Consider the following 18,909-nt stretch of genomic DNA (forward strand, 5'->3'; position numbering starts at 1 on the left):
GCGGCGTTGATGAGATCGTCACCGGCAACCGGAGCGATGGTCACGGTCGGCGTGGAGGTCTCCACCGTCACCTTACGTTCAGTCTCTGCGGTGTTGCCGGACTCGTTGGTGACAATGGCCACAATGTCGGTTTCGCTATCGATCCCGTTCCAGACCTCCGCCGGAACCTCCACCGACCAGTTGCCGCCCTCATCGGTCAGCGTCTTGAGCTCCACCCTTCCGATCCTGACCACCACTTCGCAACCTGACGACTCTGATGAGGTGCCATCAACGCTAACGCTATCCGCTGCTTCAGTGGCATTGATGACATCATCCCCGGTGACCGGATTGACGGATATTGCGATATCGCCAGTGACGATGGTGACTGGATGATCGATAGTTGCTGTATCACCGTCCGCCTCAGTCACCTCAACGATGATGCTGTCGATTCCCGCCGCATCATCCAATACATCCTCAGGTACCTCCACTGCCCACTTACCACCACCATCTGCAGTAGTCGGAAATTCCTTTCCATCCACCACCACCACCACCTCGGCATCAGGCGTGGTGCTGCCATCAATGATGACTCCCCCCATCGCTTCGTCCGTATCGATGATATCGTCTCCGGTGATCGGATTGACGATAATGTGAGGACCACTCGTCTCCACGATGATCGTACGCTCGGCCTCAGCGGTGTTGCCAGTCTCATTGGTCATGACGACCACGATGTCGGTCTCACCATCGAGACCATTCCAGACCTGCGCCGGGACATCCACCGACCAGTTGCCGTTCTCGTCAGTCTGGGTCTTGAACTCCTCACCACCAATCCTGACCACCACCTCACAACCAGCTCCCTGCGCAGAGGAAGTTCCCTCCAGAGTGACACCGGCTACCGCTTCACTCACATTGACAACATCATCTCCGGTGACCGGGTTGATGAAGACATGAACTTCGTCAATATCAGTGTTCACTTTCACCGTACGATCATCCTGGGCGGTGTTGCCGGACTCATCGGTAACAACGGCCACGACTATGATGTCACCTTCAATTCCATTCCAGGTGTCCGTCGGCACTTCCACCGACCAATTGCCGTTCCTATCAGTCGTGGTGGAGAACTCACTGCTGTTCACCGTGATCACCACCTTGCATCCTGTCGGTTCCGATGAGCTACCTTCAATGGTGACACCACCAGAGATGTCCTCCCTTACGATGACATCATCACCAGTGACTGGGTGGATAACGATGCTGGGACCTTCTCTGTCATCATGATGGTTTTCTCTGTCACGCTTCCCATGGTCATGAGACTCGTCCGCAGCGACCACACCTCCCAGCAGAGCCGCTGCCATTCCTGCGCCCAACAAGGGAGCAAGAATCCCACCGTCATCATCGCTGTACAGGAGCGGATCGATGCTCGATAGAAGTTCCACATTACCCAACAACTCAACAGCATCACTTTGCCCCGCGGATACCAAGTCCTGAAAAATGACATGCACAACCGGACGGCTGTCATCTTCCGACTCGCCGAAAACCAGCTCGCTATGGTTGCCTTTCTCATCTTCCTCAAAGAACCTGGCACAACGAATGATGCCTCCACCCTTCATCTGGATAACCAGGTCATCACCCATCCGGCTATAACTCATGATATCCGCATGATTTCCTGGCAGATACACGACGCTGGACTCGGTGATATCCAGATGAATGCTGGCATCAGGTTCAATTACCTGATGGGCATGCTGCTCACGCGATATTATCTCTATTTTCCTTTCCATGGCGGCAACACTCCTTCAAACATCATCTTTAAAACATCCACAACCCAATAAACAGAAAACCCTGACACTCACAAAAAGCACTAGAAAGCTATAAAAACCCCATCAACATGACCCGCACCACCACATTGAATAAATAAAACAAAATTGTCACCAACAACTCAATAGAATTTAAATAAATATCATCCAATGATGGAAATGGCACAAAAAAAAGGTCGCCAAAGCGACCCTGATTCATCTCTAGAATCATTGATATTATCCACTATCCTGACGATAGGCGTCTCCGCCTATCGTCGACTCGATTACCAGTGCTTTGTGCAGAATCAAACAACCAGTTGGTGATTAGCCAGCAGGGTAGCCAGATCCGTCTGCACATCGGAGAGAGTCACGAGTGTGGTCATCTCGTGAGCTTTACCGGCACCATCGCGATCAATGGCGATCTCGGTGTCATTGCCCTTCACCGTAACCTTGAGGAACTCGGCCAGTGCCTCCACATCCGGCTTGCCTTCGGCGGAGTAGCTCGTATCGGCCAGCAGCTCACGCAGGTCGATGCGATCCGCATCGGCACCACTACCCACCGTAAAGCCAGCGACCCGATCAGCGCCATTGCCACCGGTAGCATCGGCGGCATTCAACAAGTGGTAGGTCAGCAGATCGCCTCCGCCATTGCCTATGGTAAAGTGATCGTTGTCAGCAGTACCAGCCAGGTGGTCATTGCCTGCAGAGCCCGATACAGCATTGTCGTCCATGGCCACTGCCGCCAGGGCTTCGAGTCCACCCGAAGTGCCTGCCTCGGTCGTCACGTTGTGCTGGTCAGCTGCCACATCATCATGATAAGTCCATCGGAAATCATCAACCGACATACCCCATTTTTCATCAGTAGCATTAATCCGAATATGGTCTATCGCCACCCCCTCCTGTGCCTCGTATGAAAACTTCTGAACGGGTAGATTGTCTTCCGGTTCACCAGTATTATTACCGTCCAGCCTGACGCGATCGATTTCATGTCCATCAGCGTCATAAATTTCGACATAACAGTCACGGTCCACAGCAGCATAAAGGAATGAAACCGAATTTACCTGGCGGCCAAAACTGAACTCGCCAATAGCCCCTCCATCAACATGAGTGACGAGATCGCCAGTACCCTCGCCCCAGTAATACCCAGTTCCTGATATATTAAACACATACTGTTCTTTTACAGCAGTGCCTTCCTCGATAACACCATTCTGGATACCAGTCATCGTCAACCCTGACTTAAGGGTATAGGAGTCTCCGGCTACCATATCTATGACACTCGGGTCCTCTTCATCCCAAGTGCCTTGAAAGTCCTCTCCCACGGAGACGATTCCGGAATGCCCCTGAACGCTGACATCAACGAAACTGCGCGCGGTATTACCAGAGGCATCACTTACATTGGCGGTGAGCCTGTGGGTACCATTTTCCAGCTCCTCTGCATACGCTTTCGGTATATCCAGAGACCAACTGCCATCCGCCGCCACCTTACCGGTATATTTCCAACCATTCAGTATGACATAGATATTCTCACCACCGGCCAGACCAGTGGTCGTCCCACTGATGGTCACCGCCTCTGTAAGCTCGGCAGCATCGATGATCCCATTTTCTGCGACAGGGTCGATGGTGATGGTCGGTGCCGTCGTATCCACCACGATGTCATGGTCAACACTGACCAGGTCGCCAATGCCATCGACGCTGGTAACAATGGTATATTTACCATTCTGGAGGGCCTGCACATCAGCCGCGGGGACTGACAGCACCCAGCCGCCATTGGCCCCGATCTCGACGGTATAGGCCTTACCATTGAGCTCGATATTCAGGATCTGTCCGGCTTCCAGCCCACCGCTGGTGCCGCTGATCTCCAGGCCCTCGCCGTGTTCCGCAGCATTGATGATATCGTCCCCGGCGACCGTGCTGATGGTCAGAGCGGGAGTCTCCACGGTGATGGAACGACTCGCATCAGCGGTATTGCCTGCCTCATCGCTGGCGACTGCCTTGACTACAACCTCGCCATAGACATTGTCCCAGACTGTCGCGGGAACATTCACCGACCACTTGCCATCATCGCCGACGGTGACATTGTAATCCTCCCCTCCGATACTGAGGACAACCTTGCTGCCTGCCGTGGCGATACCGGTGATGGCAATGCCAGCCGCCACTTCCGCGGCGCTGATCACACCATCTCCAGAGATGGCGTCGATAGCGACGGTCGGTACTCCGGTATCCACAGTAATCAGATGATCCAGGCTTTCGGTATTGCCGGCCTCATCGGTGGCGATCACCTCGACATTGACCTCACCATCGAGGGCGTTCAGCACACCCGGCAGCACATTCACCGACCAGTGGCCAGTCTCGTCGGCCACCACTACCAGTTCCTCGCCTGCCAGCTTGACCACGATGCTGCTGCCTGCCGTCGCGGTTCCGTTGATGGTCACTCCCGCCAGCGCTTCGGTCGCATTGATGAGATCGTCACCGGCAACGGTATCGATGGTCAGATTCGGCAAGCCCACGTCCACATGGATCAGGTGATCCAGGCTTTCGGTATTGCCGGCCTCATCGGTGGCAATCACCTCGACATTGACCTCGCCATCAAGGGCGTTCAGCACATCCGGCAACACTGTCACCGACCAGTGTCCCTGCTCATCGGCAACGGCCAACAGCTCCTCACCCGCCAGCTTGACCACGATGCTGCTACCAGCTGTCGCGGTACCTGTGATGGCCACACCGGCCAGCGCCTCCACCGCGTTGATGACATCATCAGCGGCAACGGTATCGATGGTCAGCAGCGGGCCATCCAGGTCCACCTTGATCTGATGATCAATACTGTTGGTATTGCCGGACTTGTCGGTGGCGATCACCTCGACCGAGATATCACCATCCAGCAACTCCAGTTGCTCCGGCAACACCTCACCGACCAGTGGCCCTTGTCATCGGCCACCGTCACCAACTCGTCATCACCCAGCTTGACCACGATTTCAGCACCCGCGGTCGCAGTGCCCGAAATGGGCACTCCCGTCAGGGCTTCCACCGCGTTGATGACATCATCAACCGCGACCGTATCAATGGTCAGCAGCGGGCCATCCAGATCCACCTTGATCTGATGATCAATACTGTTGGTATTGCCGGACTTGTCGGTGGCGGTCACCTCGACCGAGATATCACCATCCAGCAACTCCAGTTGCTCCGGCAACACCTTCACCGACCAGTGGCCCTTGTCATCGGCCACCGTCACCAACTCGTCATCACCCAGCTTGACCACGATTTCGGCACCGGCTGATGCAGTACCCGATATGGGCACACCCGTCGCGGCCTCAAGCGCGTTGACAATATCATCCCCGGCCACAATATCGAGGGTCAGCAACGGCTTACCTGTATCCACGGTGACCGCGTGGTCGACCTCGGTGACATTGCCGGACTCATTGGTCATGACGACCACGACATCGGTTGCCCCGTCGAGGCCATTCCAGACCTCCGCAGGAACATCCACCGACCAGTCGCCGTTCTCGTCGGTCTGGGTCTTGAACTCTTCACCACCAATTCTCACCACCACCTCACAGCCAGCTCCCGGCGCCGAGGAAGAACCATCGATGGTGACACCGGCTTTCGCCTCACCTGCATTGACAACATCATCGCCGGTGATCGGGTTGACAGTCACCTCGGGACCCTTGGTATCCACTGTCACTGTATGATCCACGGCCCCAGTGTTGCCAGTCTCGTTGGTCATGACGACCACGATGTTGGCCTCACCGTCGAGACCATTCCAGACCTCCGCCGGAACATCCACCGACCAGTCGCCATTCTCGTCGGTTAGGGTCTTGAACTCTTCACCACCAATTCTGACCACCACCTCACAACCAGCTCCCGGCGCCGAGGAGGAACCGTCGATGGTGACGCCATCAGCCGCCTCTCTTGCGTTAACGGCATCATCGCCAGTGATCGGGTTGACGGTGATCGTCATATCGTCGGTGCCGATGATGACCGGATGGTCGATTGCTGCAGTGTCTCCGTCCGGCTCGGTCACGATCACTGTGATGCTGTCCGCGCCACCGGCCTCATCCAGCACCTCGGCAGGAACTTCCACCGCCCACTCGCCGTTGTCACCGGCAGTCGCCGGGAACTCCTGGCCGTCCACCACTACCACCACGTCAGCCCCCGGTGTGGTGGTACCATCGATGGTCACGCCGTCAGCCGCTTCCTTGTTGGTGATGACGTCATCGCCAGTGATCGGATTGACGGTAATCGGCACCTCGTCAGTGCCGATGATAACGGGGTGATCAATCTCTGCCTTGTCCCCGTCCGGCTCGGTGACGATCACCTTGATTCTGTCTGCACCACCCGCCCCATCCAGCACCTCAGCGGGCACTTCCACCGCCCATTTACCGTTGTCATCGGCGATGGCCGGGAATTCCTTGCCGTCCACCACTACCACCACGTCGGCACCTGGTGTGGTGGTGCCATCGATGGTCACGCCATCGGCCGCTTCCTTGTTGGTGATGACGTCATCGCCAGTGATCGGATTGACCACGATGCTGGGGGTATCCGACTCTCTGTCGTGGTCATTGTCGTCCTTGTTATTGTTGTGGATCGCAATGGCTGCACCGCCAATGGCAGCGGTCGCAATGCCTGCCCCCACCAGTGTTGCCAAGAGACCACCGGCAGCCCCCGCACTCTTGGCAAGCAGCGAATCCGTATTGGCCATAGGCTCGAACTCTGCCGCCAATTCGGTTGCTCCTCCCTGGGCACTCGCGTCTGCCATCGCCGCTTCGTCAAAGGCAACATGCACGGGCTGCTTGCCCGCTTCGCTGAGCACCAGTTCGCTGTGCTTGCCCGCAGCATCCTCCAGGAAGAATTCGGAGTAATCAATGGTACTGCCATCCTTCATATGCAGGACCAGATCATCACCCACCCGCTCGTAGCTCATGATATCTGCAGGGCTGGCCTGCATCTGTACAACGCTGGACTCAGTGAGTTTCAAGGAACTATTGGCGCTATTGCCAAGACTGACCGTCTTCTGGGTCTGGTGCTCACGCGAGATAATCTCAATTGCCTTATTCATGGGGGATATCATTCCTTTGACTTAAGTATATTTACCCAAAAACCAGATATCACAGCATGCAACAAAAGAGAATTCATTACCTCCTTGCACCACTTTCAACATGAATGAATTATTTTCCATCCATGTGAAACAAGGCAACCAGGAAGAACTCTTCTTTCTCAGCCGAGTCTTCCACAACAGGAGAACAATAAAAGTAGGAATATTCCCACCCGGGAGTAGGGAAAATCTCATTATCAAAACAGCAAAAAACAACATAAGATAAATATTATCAACTCAACAGCGCACCTATCGCACCTAAAAAATCACTTCACGCTTAAAAACACTTTCCAACAAATACCAAAAAAACAATATTGTGCAGACACAAGCCAAACCACATTGATTACCAGGATAAAGGCTTACACAGGAACGAAGGCAACAGACAGCAGTAATGGCCTGACAGCTCGCAATCAGGGGTCAAGGGGCTACTGCATAGTGAAGAGACAAACCGAATATCGGCCACCACCATCGGGTAGTGGCCGGTCCAGAGAAACGATCAGCCAATTCTGGCCAGCCGACTGCGATGTAGCCTGGCCTTCTCCACGTACCCTTCAGCATTGGCCTTGAGCGCTGCGACAGCCTTGTCATCCAGTTGTCGGACCACCTTTGCCGGTGCACCGATGATCAGACTGTTGTCGGGAAACTCGGCTCCTTCCTTGACCAGAGCCCCCGCCCCTACCAGACAATTACGACCGATCACCGCACCATTGAGGATCACCGCCTGAATACCGACAAGGCTATCGTCACCGATGGTACAGCCATGCAGCATGGCCTGATGCCCTACGGTGACGCCCTGCCCGATAGACAAGGGGTATCCGGGATCGGCGTGCAGTACCGCGCCGTCCTGGATATTGCTGCGCTGTTGAATCTCGATACTCTCGGTGTCGCCACGCACCACCGCCTGGTACCAGATGCTGGCATCCTCGAATATGCGAACCCGACCGATGACTTCTGCACTCTCGGCAACCAGCACGCTACGGTGAATCTGTGGGGAATGATTACCCAGTCGATAGATGGCCATCCTATGCTCCTTCCATTCACACTCACTGATCAGTTGGAGTATGGCTGCTTTGGCGCACACCTGCTCAGGGGAAACACTGAATAAACCGCAGCGCCCCCTCAGGTGGTTGCCTCGCACCATGCACCGATCTCACTGGCCACTCGACGTACATCGGCTTCACCGATATCGAGATGGGTCACCATCCGGGTACGTGGGCGTACCGCCACCAGGATGTCACGCTCTGCCAGCCAGGCCTCCAGGGGCGCGCAATTTGGCTGGGGCACATTGATGTAGACCATGTTGGTCGCCTGCCCCTCCACCGAGATCCCCGGGACACGTGCCAGCCACTCTCCCAGCAGACGTGCATGACGGTGGTCATCGGCCAGACGCTCGACATGGTGATCGAGCGCATAGCGGCAGGCGGCGGCCAGCAACCCGGACTGACGCATCCCACCACCGAGCGTCTTGCGCCAGCGCCGTGCGCTGGTGATGAAGCGCTCGCCTCCCAGCAGTATGGCACCCACCGGGGCCCCCAATCCCTTGGAGAAACACAGTGTGACCGAGTCGAAACCGGCGCACAGCTCTGCCAGCGACTTGCCTGTGGCCACCAAAGCATTGAACAGTCGCGCCCCATCCAGATGACTGGAGAGACCACGCTCAGCGGCAAGCCCCGTCACCGTACTGATGTAGTCCTGTGGCATGACCTTGCCATGAAAGGTGTTCTCCAGCGTGATCAACCGCGTACGGGCATGATGAATATCATCGGCCTTGATCGCCCCGGCGATATCCTCCAGCGCCATTCGTCCCAGGCTGTCCTGGCACAGCGGCTGGGGCTGAATACCGCCCAGCACGGCGGCACCACCACCTTCATCGTGGTAGATATGTGACAACTGCCCAGCAATGTACTCATCACCACGCCCACAGTGCACCAGCAACGCGGTCAGATTGCTCTGGGTGGCGGTGGGGAAGAAGGCCGCGGCAGCGAAGCCGGCGCGATCCGCCACATCGGCCTCCAGCGCCCGTACACTCGGGTCATCGCCCCAGACATCATCTCCCACCGGCGCAATGGCCATTGCCTCGAGCATGGCCTCGGTGGGCCGGGTCACGGTATCGCTGCGTAGATCGATCATGCCATCGGTTCTCCCTGGTCTTGTAACACTGGTCTTGTGACAGAGACGGGTTGTCGTGGCTGACAGCATAATCCGCAAGCATCAGTCTTTTCCATGGAGCGACAATCCGAGTACATCGTCAAGATCACCTGCGTTTACACCAATGCCCGAGCCAGCAACTGCACCACATGCTCAGCCTCGCGCTGGGCGCCATCCTTGATCTGATGGCGGCAACTGGTGCCATCGGCAACGATCAGGGCGCCTTCTTCCGCCCGACGGACTGCTGGCAACAACGCGACTTCCGCCATCTGCATTGACGCTTCGTAATGCTCGCGCTCGTACCCGAAACTGCCGGCCATGCCACAACAGGAAGCATTGATGGTCTCGACCTCCAGATCAGGAATCCACGACAGCACCTGCTCCACCGGTCGCAGCGCGTCAAAAGCCTTTTGATGACAATGACCATGCAACAGCACTTTCGACTGCGGCAGCGCCTTGAGCTTCAGCTCAAGGCGTCCGGCCTCCCGCTCTCGCACGAGGAACTCCTCCAGCAGCAGACAGGCCTCGGCCAGCTTGCGGGCGGGCTCACCCAGCCCGTAGCCGAGAAACTCGTCACGCAGGGTCAATAGGCAGGAAGGTTCCAGCCCGACCACCGCAGCCCCGCGCTCGACGTATGGCATCAGCACTTCGAGGGTACGTTCTGCCTCGTCACGAGCACGGTCTACCTGCCCAGCCGCCAGCCAGGTACGACCACAGCACAGCGGCCGTCGGTCCGGCCCACGGGACAGCACCACCCGATATCCGGCCGCTTCCAGCACCCGATGCGCCGCCTCGGCGTTAGTGCCCTCCATATAGTTGTTGAAGGTATCGACGAACAGCACCACCTCGGGAAGCCCCGCCTGGTCAATGCCGGTCGCCTCCCGAGACGTTCTCGAAGACGTTTTCAAAGACAAGGCCCGCCGAAGATAGTCGTCGCTCACCACCGGCAGCGCTCGGGCGTCCGCCAGGCCCAACTGCCGTTTGATGGGCCTGGCCAGCCAGGGGAGACGTTCGACCATCCGGGTCAGCGGTGCGAGGCGCTTGAGGGTCGACGCCAGACGCGGCAGCTCGGCCACCAGGCGCTCGCGCAGAGCCACACCATCACGTGCCACGCGAGCCGCTCGCGCCTCGATCTTGATCCGCGCCATATCCACCCCGGTCGGACAATCGCGCTTGCAGCCCTTGCAGGACACGCACAGATCCAGCGCCTCCTTGACCTCATCACTGGCCAGGCCATCACGACCCAACTGCCCTGACAGCACCAGCCGCAGGGTATTGGCACGCCCCCGCGTCAGATGCTTCTCGTCACCACTGATGCGGTAGCTGGGACACATGGTGCCGGCATCGAACTTGCGACAGTGGCCATTGTTGTTGCACATCTCCACCGCACTGGCGAGGCCACCGGTGGTGTCGGTCCCGGTGCCGGGTGCGCTCTGCTCCCCGGTCAGGGGATCCCGAGTGACGTTCCATGGCGACCAGTCCAGTACCGGGGCAAGAGGGATGGTCTGATACTGCTTCGGAAAGCGGAACAGACGATCATCATCCATCTTCGGCGTGTCGACGATCTTGCCCGGGTTCATCAAATTATCGGGGTCGAACAGCCCCTTGATCTCGCGGAAGGCCTCATTGATGGCACCGCCAAACTGCCAGGCCACCCATTCACCACGGCAGATGCCATCACCGTGCTCACCGGAATAGGCCCCCTTGTATTCCCGCACCAGAGCCGCCGCTTCCTCGGCGATGACACGCATTTTCTCGGCGCCGTCACGACGCATATCGAGAATCGGCCGCACATGCAGTGTGCCGACGCTGGCGTGGGCATACCAGGTGCCTTCGGTGCCATGGCGGTGGAACACCTCGGTCAACTTGTCGGTATATTCGGCAAGGTGCTCCAGCGGAACCGCACAGTCCTCGATAAAGGACACCGGCTTGCCGTTGCCCTTCATGCTCATCATGATATTCAAGCCCGCCTTGCGCACATCCCACAGTGCCTTCTGTGCTCGAGCCTCCGGCATGTCCACCACCGAGCCAGGTAACCCCAGATCGGCCATCAGCTCGTTGAGACGCGCCAGGCGGTCGAGTAGTGCGCTGCGATCCGCGCCGGAGAATTCCACCAGCAACACGGCGGCAGGTCGCCCGATCAGCGCAGTCTCGATCACCGGGCGGAAGGACGGATTCTCCAGCGCCAGTTCGATCATGGTGTGATCGACCAGCTCCACCGCGGTCGGGGCCAGGCTCACGATATGCTGGGTCATGTCCATGGCCTGGTAGAAGGTCGGGAAGTTCACCACCCCCAATATCTTGTGTTCCGGTAAGGGCGACAGCTTCAGCTTGAGACTGCGTGTTACCGCCAGACTGCCTTCCGAGCCGATCAACAGGTGTGCCATGTTGGCACGCCTATCGGCGTCGTAGGGCAGCGGGTTCTGACAATCGAAGAGATCGAGGTTGTAACCCGCCACCCGGCGCATGACCCGAGGAAAATGCTCGCGAATGCGTTGCTGTTCACGCTCGGCAATACGCTGTACGGCCTCGGCCAGTTGGTGTTCACGCGAGCCTGTCGCCAACTCATCGACGAAACCGAAGCTGGCTTGATGACCATCGGCCAGCAGCACATCGACGCCCAACACGTTATGCACCATGTTGCCGTAGTGGATGGAGCGCGAGCCGCAGGAGTTGTTGCCTGCCATTCCCCCCAGAGTGCACTGGGCGGCAGTCGATACATCCACCGGATACCAGAGCCCATGGGGCTTGAGCCAGGCATTGAGATGATCGAGCACGATACCCGGCTCGACCACCACAGTGCGTGTCTCCGGGTCGAACTCGATCACCCCGTTGAGCCAGCGGCTGACATCGATGACCAATGCCTCACCCACCGTCTGGCCGCACTGACTGGTGCCGCCGCCCCGCGGCAGTACCGGTACCCCAGCATCACGGGCGATCTCCACACTCAGGGCCAGGTCGTTCTGGTGGCGAGGGATGACCACACCCACCGGGGTGATCTGATAGATCGAGGCATCGGTGGAATAGCGACCCCGCGAGGCGTCGTCAAACAACACCTCGCCTTCCAGTTCCCGGCGCAGACGCGTCGCCAGTTCCGTGACAGGGCGAATGCGGGCATCACCACCTGCACTACCTCCGCTCAGAGAATCACGCGGCACGGGTCTATCAGGAGCCGGGCCAGCAGGAGAAGGAAATACCGTCATTCCTGCCTCCTCAGTTGTCCAGAGCGTGAGCGGGTGCATATTCAGAAAAGTAACGCATCGCCGCCTCCACACCGCTGCCTGACAGCGGGACGCCGGACAACCTCAAGCCCATCTCGCAGCCCGAAAGGGTCGCCATCAGTGTCAGGTCATTGCAGTCGCCCAGATGACCGATACGGAACATGCGCCCCCTGGCCTTGCCGAGCCCCATGCCCAGCGACAGGTCAAAGCGCCGATAGATCAACTGGCGTACGGCGTCGGCATCGACACCTTCCGGCACGACGACCCCTGTCAGTACCGGCGAGTACACTGCCGGATCACGGCATTGAATCTCCAGCCCCCAGGCCTTCACCGCCTCGCGCACACCTGCCGCCCAGCGCTGATGACGGGCAAAGACGTTGTCGAGTCCCTCTTCCAGCAGCATATCCAGTGACTCATTGAGGCCATAGAGCAGGTTGGTGTTGGGGGTATAGGGCCAGTAGCCATTACTGTTGGCCTCGAGGATCTCATCCCAGGCCCAGAAGCTCTTCGGCAGTTCAGCCTTGCGGCTGGCGTCGATGGCCTTGTTCGACAGCGCATTGAAGCTGATTCCCGGCGGCAACATCAGCCCCTTCTGCGATCCGGAAATGGTCACATCGACGCCCCATTCATCATGGCGATAGTCGGCACTGGCCAGGCCGGAAATGGTATCGACCATCAACAATGCCGGGTGTCCTGCGGTATCGATGGCCCGACGTACCGCGGCAATATCGCTGGTTACCCCCGTGGAGGTTTCGTTGTGCACCACACACACCGCCTTGATGTGATGAGCGCTGTCTTCCTTCAGACGCGACTCGACCATCTCGGCCTGGACACCCTGCCGCCAACCGTCCGAGCCGGGCAGCGAAAGAAACTCTGGTTCCAGGCCGAGGCGCCGTGCCATCTTCTGCCACAGGGTGGCAAAGTGCCCGGTTTCGTACATCAACACACGATCTCCCGGCGACAGAGTATTGATCAACGCGGCCTCCCAGGCGCCGGTCCCCGAAGCGGGATAGATCACCACCGGACCCTGGGTCTTGAACACCTGACGCACCTTGTCGAGCAACTCACGCCCCAGCGCACCAAACTCGGGACCACGGTGATCGATGGTCGGTAGGCTCATGGCACGCAGGATGCGGTCCGGTACCGGTGACGGGCCGGGAATCTGCAGGAAGTGACGACCGGAAGGGTGAAAGTCGAGATTCAGCATGTCATTGTCCTCGTCGACGCTCTGTTTGGCGCCGCTATTTGGTCATGACCCCATATCTGGCCACGGCCCCGCCGCTGATCATGAACCCGGTTCTGATCACGAGCCCGGTTCTGATCATGAGTCCGCTGATGGTCATGAGCCTTGATTGTGTAATAATGAATTCAAATGATCGGAAAAATTTTTCCTTGCAAGATCAACGAACCGCCCCCTGCTCACGTAATTCGGTCAGCTCATCCTCGGACAGCCCCAGTTCCAGCAGTACCTCATCGGTATGCTGCGCAAACAAGGGGGCCGGCAGGCGAACGTCGAGTGGCGTGGCCGAGAACTTGGTGGGAAATCCGATGGTCTTCATACGTCCCATCACCGGATGATCGACTTCCTGCACCATGCCGCGAGCCAGGTAGTGTTCATCATGCATTGCTTCGTCGAAGTCATTGATTGGCCCGGCCGGCACCCCCGCCTGGTCACAGCGCTGCAGCCACCAGGTCCTGTCCTGCTCACCGAGAACGCCCTCCAGCACTTCCTCGAGGGCTTCGACGTTGGCACCACGCTCGAGGTTGGTAATGAAACGCGGATCCTCCATCAGATCCGGGCGCTCGATGACCTCGGTACAGAAACGCTCCCAGGTTCGCTGGTTGGCGCAGCCCAACATCATGAAACCATCCCGTACCCGCATCGCCTGATAGGGTGCTGACACGCGATGGCGCCACCCGGTGGCCGCAGGCACACGCCCTTCGGAAAAGTAGGCTGCCGCCTCCCAGGCAAACCAGGGTAGACCACATTCGGCAATCGAGACATCCAGATGCTGACCTTCCCCGGTCTTCTGGCGGTGAATCCAGGCCGCCAGGATCGAGTAGATGGCCGTGATACCGGCACCGATGTCATACACCGCCACCCCCGTCTTGAGCGGACGTCGCTCCGGCTCACCGGTCATCGACATCAAGCCGCTCATGCCCTGGGCGACCAGATCGAAACCGCCCTTGTGGCGATAGGGGCCCGTCTGGCCGTAGCCGGAAATCGAGCAATAGATGATGCCGGGATTGAGTTCCTTGAGGCTCTCATAATCGATACCCAGCGACTGGGTAACCCCGGGGCGGTAGTTCTCGACCACCACATCGGCCTCACGAGCCAGGCGATAGAACAGCTCACGACCAGACTCATTCTTGAGGTTCAGCGAAATACTCTTCTTGTTGCGATTGATCTGTGCAAAGCAGGTCGACTCATCATTGACGTAGGGGCCCATCTGGCGGCTATCGTCTCCGCCGTTGGCCTTTTCGACCTTGATCACCTCGGCGCCCATGTCTCCCAGAACCATAGTGCAGTAGGGCCCTGCCATGATCTGGGAGGCGTCAAGCACCTTGATGCCTTCAAGTGGCAACATATCGGTCTCCTTGCTGAAATCTTCTATCAGCGTCCACGCCAGCTGAACGGCGTCTTGTTGACGAACTTGTTCACTGCTGCCTTGAAGTCGTCGCTGGTATAGCAGGTGGCGATCCAGTCATCGCTGCCATCACTGGGTCCGCGCTGCTCATCCAGCACTCTCTGAATCACCTGCTTGGCGGCCAATACCGTCAAGGGGGCGCGGCGTTTGAAAGCGGTGGCCTGTTCACCGACGACCGCCTCGATCGATTCGGCCTCCACGATGTCACTGACGAGCCCTGCGGCATGAGCTTCCTCGGCACCAATCAGCTCTCCCGCCATCAGCACGCGCTTGGCTCGTGCCACTCCGGTATGCTCCACCAGGCGAGAGATATTGGTGATCGACAGGCAATTGCCAAGCGTGCGAGCAATGGGGATGCCAAACTTCAGCGACGGAGTGGCATAGCGGAAGTCACAGGCCAGGGCGATGGCCGCCCCACCACCGACACAGAAGCCTTCAAGCATGGCCAGGGTTGGACGAGGCAGCCGCTCGACTCTTCCCACCAACTGGTCGATGCGCCGTTCATAGGCAATGGCATCATCACCACTGGAGAAAGCCGCAAACTGCTTGATGTCGGTGCCGGCGACAAAGGCTTCACCACCGGCACCACGCATCACCACAGCCACAACCTGTGGATCGTTCTCGATGGCCTCGCAATGGGCATCAAGTTGGTCATACATGTGCCAGGTCATGGCATTGCGACTGGACACCCGGTCAAAGGTCAGCCAGGCAATGCCGTCCTCGACCCGGTAATGGACCTGTCCCTGATCACTATCACTCATGATTACCTCTCCTGATTTCACAGTCCCCGGGGTTCACAACCCTTGATTTCAAGATCCCTGGTTTCACAACCGCGGGCAGGCGCCATTTTTCAAGTGCCGTTCTTCAAGTTCCATAGATCAGATTGACCAGTGCCAACGCCACCGCCGGTACATAGGTGTTGATCATCAGGATCACGAACAGCACCGCGAGGAACCACAGGTTGGTTCGACTGGTCGCCCAGATGTCGGACCTGGCAATCGAGCACGAGGCAATCAACACGCTGGCTACCGGCGGCGTCTGCTGCCCGATGGCAAGGTTGAGCGTCACGATCAGGCCGAAGTGCAGTGGATCGATGCCCACGGCCGTGACCAGTGGCAACACGATCGGCACCACCAGGATGATGGCTGCAGCCGAATGCAGGAACACGCCGAGAATCAGGAAGACAACGTTGAGCAGCGCCAGCACGATATACTTGTTGCTGGTCATATCGGCGATGGAGTTGGCCAGTTGCTGCGGAATCTGGGTCTCGGTGAGGTAATGGCCGACCACTGCAGAGCTGGCAACCAGCAGCATCACCACCGCGGTCTGCACTCCGGCATCGAGACAGGCCTTGTAGAAGTTCTTGAGGGTGAACTCCCGGTACACCACGGCACTGATGAAGATCGCCACGATCACTGCCAACGCCGCCCCTTCGGTCGCGGTCACAATGCCGCCGAAGATGCCGCCGAGAATGATCACCGGGATCAACAGCGCCCAGATCGCGCCCTTGAAGGCCTTCCACAGGCGACTTGCCTGAAAGCGCTCCTCCGCCGGCAGGTTGTAGCGCCGAGCCAGGAAGTAGCACATTACTGCCAGGCCGAGAGCGCCGAGCAATCCAGGGAAGATACCGGCGACGAACATCTTGACCACCGACTCCCCCGACATGACCGCATACAGGATCATGGGAATCGACGGCGGCAGAATGATCGCCAGACTCGCCGCAGACGACGAGATCGCCGCAGCAAACTCCTTCGAGTATCCCTTGCTGCGCATGGCCGGGATCAACAGACTACCGATGGCCGAAACCCCAGCCACCGCCGAGCCGGATATCTCGGCGAAGAAGATCGAGGCGCCGATGGTCACCATCGCCAACCCACCCTTGACGAATCCGACCAGTGCCGAGGCCAGCTCGATCAGACGCCGCGAGATGCTCGAGGCATTCATGATCGCCCCGGCAAGGATGAACAACGGAATGGCGATCAACGGAAAGTTGGTGGCACCGTCGAACATCACCATGCCGATATTGGGCAGCGCATAACTGCCGTAGCTGACAATGGTAGCGAGGGCGCCAACGATCCCCAGCGCGATGGCCACCGGGACATTGATCAGAATCAGTCCGATCAGGCCGATGAACATGGATGCAATGATCATGGGTCACTCTCCTGTTCAAGTCGCCTGACGAGACGATGCGGCAGTCTCGTGGTGCGCAGTGGTGGATACGCTGTCGGGCTTGATACCGGCCTCTTCCAGTTCGTGGTCAATGAAACCGGCACCACGGGCGCTGGCAATGACCTCAGGCAGGCGCAGCAGTTGAGCGATGATGAACAGTGCCGAGCCGATCGGTATCACCGATTGCGTGAGCTGCAGCGAGACACTGGTCAGGCTGATCATGGTCGAGCCTTCGAGAATCTGTACGACCTGATAACCGGTGATGCCCAGCAGCACAAAGAAACCGGCGGTACACAATTCCCCCAACAGAGCGACCGGCAGGCGAATCGATGGCGGCGCCATATTGATCACGCTGGGGCAGGCAATGTGCGCGCCCTTGAGCGCCGCCAGCGCGGCACCATAGTAGGTCAGCCAGGCGAGACAGACGGACGCCAGCTCGTCATACCAACTGAACGGCGACCCCAGCAGACGCGACAGAAAGCCCACGGAAATAATGAGCGTCAACGCCAGCACATTGAGAAAGACGATCACTTCAAGGAGACGTTGATAGGCTCGGGCGAATGACTTGAGGGACACGATGCGAACCTCCCGCAGGATGGTCGCCTCTGCAGAGCCGGGCGCTACAGAGGCGTGTGGAGTCAACGAGGCTGAACGTTATGGACCCAGTACGTTATGGACCCAGTACGTTATGGACGTAGCGCCTCGATCTGTTCGAGCAGCTGCTGACCACCTTCCACCTCGGCTGCGAACCGCTCATAGATGGGCGCCGAGCCATCAACGAAGGCCTGGCTATCGACCTCATTGATCTCCATGCCTGCCGCCTCGAAGTCTGCCAGCAGGCTGTCATCCAGCGACTCGCCCTGCTCCAGAGCAAAATCCTCGACATCCATTGCCGTCTGCTCCAGCACTTCACGCACGTGCTCGGGCAGTCGATTCCAGCTCGCCCCGGCCAGCACATAGGCCGGCGTATAGACATGATTGGAAAGGGACAGATAGTCCTGCACCTCCTGGAAACGCTGGGAGAAGATCTGCACCAGGGGGTTCTCCTGCCCGTCCATGGCACCGGTCTGCAGCGCGACGAACGCCTCTGACAGCGCCATTGGAGCCGGATTGGCGCCATAGCTCTTGAACATCTCTACCCGCCAGACGCCGTTCGGTGTGCGCAGTTTGATTCCTTCCAGATCCTCAGGGGTCACGATGGGCCTGACATTGTTGGTGATCTGGCGAAAACCGTTTTCCCAGATGCCGATCAGGCGATAGCGATTTTCCTCGGCGGCCTGCCCCAGCACATCACGGAGCACGTCATCCCGTACCTGGCGGAAATGATCACGGTTCTCGATCAGGTAAGGCATTTCGAACACCGAGAACTCCGGTGCGACGCTGGACATCACCGATGATGGCAAGGCCAGGTCGATGGTGCCGAGCTTCAGCTTGTTGAGCATCTGTGAATCATTGCCCAACTGGCTGGAGCCATAGACGACCACTTCAGCCTCGCCCTCCAGTCGTTCATTGGCCAATCGTGCGAATTCCCTGGCCGTGGTCTCGAACAGCGAACCCGGCCCACCGACGTGCCCGAACTTGACTTCAATCTCATTGGCCTGAGCACTGCTGACACCCAATACGAGTGCGGAAGCGGCCAGTACGGTCTTGAGTAGCTTCATCTCAACTCTCCGAAGCGTTGTTGTTCTGCAATAGCGTTCTACAACAGGATTTGCTGTTTGCACGGAAGATTGTTTACGCGAGAAGACTCAGGCGGCCTCTGCCGGTCGGTGACACTTTCCGTTGGTAAGGCTGCAGCTGATGGCACTGGATTGCCGCCTGACCAATGGAATATGGATACATAATTCAAAATTAGGTATTATACTTTTGTC

12 protein-coding genes are annotated in these 18,909 nt (G+C 58.2%); all 12 read right to left on the reverse strand.

From position 1 onward, the window contains the following. On the reverse strand, positions 1-1,748 hold a 1,748-nt coding region (locus tag BUE38_RS11965), incomplete at its 3' end, for a BapA/Bap/LapF family prefix-like domain-containing protein (protein WP_143166298.1). A gap of 320 nt (positions 1,749-2,068) precedes the next feature. After that, positions 2,069-4,663: an Ig-like domain-containing protein gene (locus BUE38_RS11970; protein WP_143166299.1), complete on the reverse strand. Its 2,595-nt coding sequence runs from the start codon at positions 4,661-4,663 to the stop codon at positions 2,069-2,071. Further along, the gene (locus tag BUE38_RS11975) at positions 4,615-6,816 is read right to left on the reverse strand and encodes a BapA/Bap/LapF family prefix-like domain-containing protein (protein WP_073435466.1); all 2,202 of its coding nucleotides are present in this window, start codon (positions 6,814-6,816) and stop codon (positions 4,615-4,617) included. Before BUE38_RS11975 ends, BUE38_RS11970 begins: the two co-directional genes overlap by 49 nt. 532 nt (positions 6,817-7,348) lie before the next feature. Then, positions 7,349-7,873 (reverse strand): gamma carbonic anhydrase family protein, encoded by a 525-nt coding sequence (locus BUE38_RS11980; protein WP_073435467.1) that lies wholly within the window; start codon positions 7,871-7,873, stop codon positions 7,349-7,351. A gap of 98 nt (positions 7,874-7,971) precedes the next feature. Next, positions 7,972-8,982, reverse strand: a complete 1,011-nt coding sequence (gene ltaE / locus BUE38_RS11985; protein ID WP_073435468.1) for a low-specificity L-threonine aldolase — start codon at positions 8,980-8,982, stop codon at positions 7,972-7,974. Between the two features lie 134 nt (positions 8,983-9,116). Continuing rightward, entirely contained in the window at positions 9,117-12,203 is a 3,087-nt protein-coding gene (locus BUE38_RS11990) for an FAD-binding and (Fe-S)-binding domain-containing protein (protein WP_084541911.1), read from the reverse strand. 10 nt (positions 12,204-12,213) lie between these two features. After that, the gene (locus tag BUE38_RS11995; protein ID WP_073435469.1) at positions 12,214-13,428 is read right to left on the reverse strand and encodes a pyridoxal-phosphate-dependent aminotransferase family protein; all 1,215 of its coding nucleotides are present in this window, start codon (positions 13,426-13,428) and stop codon (positions 12,214-12,216) included. 193 nt (positions 13,429-13,621) lie between these two features. Next, the gene (locus BUE38_RS12000) at positions 13,622-14,809 is read right to left on the reverse strand and encodes a CaiB/BaiF CoA transferase family protein (protein ID WP_073435470.1); all 1,188 of its coding nucleotides are present in this window, start codon (positions 14,807-14,809) and stop codon (positions 13,622-13,624) included. 26 nt (positions 14,810-14,835) lie between these two features. Further along, a complete protein-coding gene (locus tag BUE38_RS12005) occupies positions 14,836-15,630 on the reverse strand; it encodes an enoyl-CoA hydratase/isomerase family protein (RefSeq protein ID WP_073435471.1) in 795 nt (264 codons plus the stop codon). A gap of 103 nt (positions 15,631-15,733) precedes the next feature. Beyond that, positions 15,734-17,020 (reverse strand): TRAP transporter large permease, encoded by a 1,287-nt coding sequence (locus BUE38_RS12010; protein WP_073435472.1) that lies wholly within the window; start codon positions 17,018-17,020, stop codon positions 15,734-15,736. A gap of 15 nt (positions 17,021-17,035) precedes the next feature. After that, positions 17,036-17,614, reverse strand: coding sequence for a TRAP transporter small permease (locus BUE38_RS12015; protein WP_143166301.1), 579 nt, complete (start codon positions 17,612-17,614; stop codon positions 17,036-17,038). Between the two features lie 110 nt (positions 17,615-17,724). Continuing rightward, positions 17,725-18,699, reverse strand: coding sequence for a TRAP transporter substrate-binding protein (locus BUE38_RS12020; protein ID WP_073435473.1), 975 nt, complete (start codon positions 18,697-18,699; stop codon positions 17,725-17,727). Between the last annotated feature and the right edge of the window lie 210 nt (positions 18,700-18,909).

The sequence above is a fragment of the Halomonas cupida genome (genome assembly GCF_900142755.1).
GTDB classification, from domain to species: Bacteria; Pseudomonadota; Gammaproteobacteria; order Pseudomonadales; family Halomonadaceae; genus Halomonas; species Halomonas cupida.

What these genes read in the sequence shown, in the direction of transcription:
- BUE38_RS12020 (WP_073435473.1), bottom strand. Translation starts at nt 18,699, where the DNA reads ATGAAGCTACTCAAGACCGTACTGGCCGCTTCCGCACTCGTATTGGGT.
- ltaE (WP_073435468.1), bottom strand. Translation starts at nt 8,982, where the DNA reads ATGATCGATCTACGCAGCGATACCGTGACCCGGCCCACCGAGGCCATG.
- BUE38_RS11995 (WP_073435469.1), bottom strand. Translation starts at nt 13,428, where the DNA reads ATGCTGAATCTCGACTTTCACCCTTCCGGTCGTCACTTCCTGCAGATT.
- BUE38_RS11975 (WP_073435466.1), bottom strand. Translation starts at nt 6,816, where the DNA reads ATGAATAAGGCAATTGAGATTATCTCGCGTGAGCACCAGACCCAGAAG.
- BUE38_RS12005 (WP_073435471.1), bottom strand. Translation starts at nt 15,630, where the DNA reads ATGAGTGATAGTGATCAGGGACAGGTCCATTACCGGGTCGAGGACGGC.
- BUE38_RS11990 (WP_084541911.1), bottom strand. Translation starts at nt 12,203, where the DNA reads ATGACGGTATTTCCTTCTCCTGCTGGCCCGGCTCCTGATAGACCCGTG.
- BUE38_RS11980 (WP_073435467.1), bottom strand. Translation starts at nt 7,873, where the DNA reads ATGGCCATCTATCGACTGGGTAATCATTCCCCACAGATTCACCGTAGC.
- BUE38_RS12000 (WP_073435470.1), bottom strand. Translation starts at nt 14,809, where the DNA reads ATGTTGCCACTTGAAGGCATCAAGGTGCTTGACGCCTCCCAGATCATG.
- BUE38_RS12010 (WP_073435472.1), bottom strand. Translation starts at nt 17,020, where the DNA reads ATGATCATTGCATCCATGTTCATCGGCCTGATCGGACTGATTCTGATC.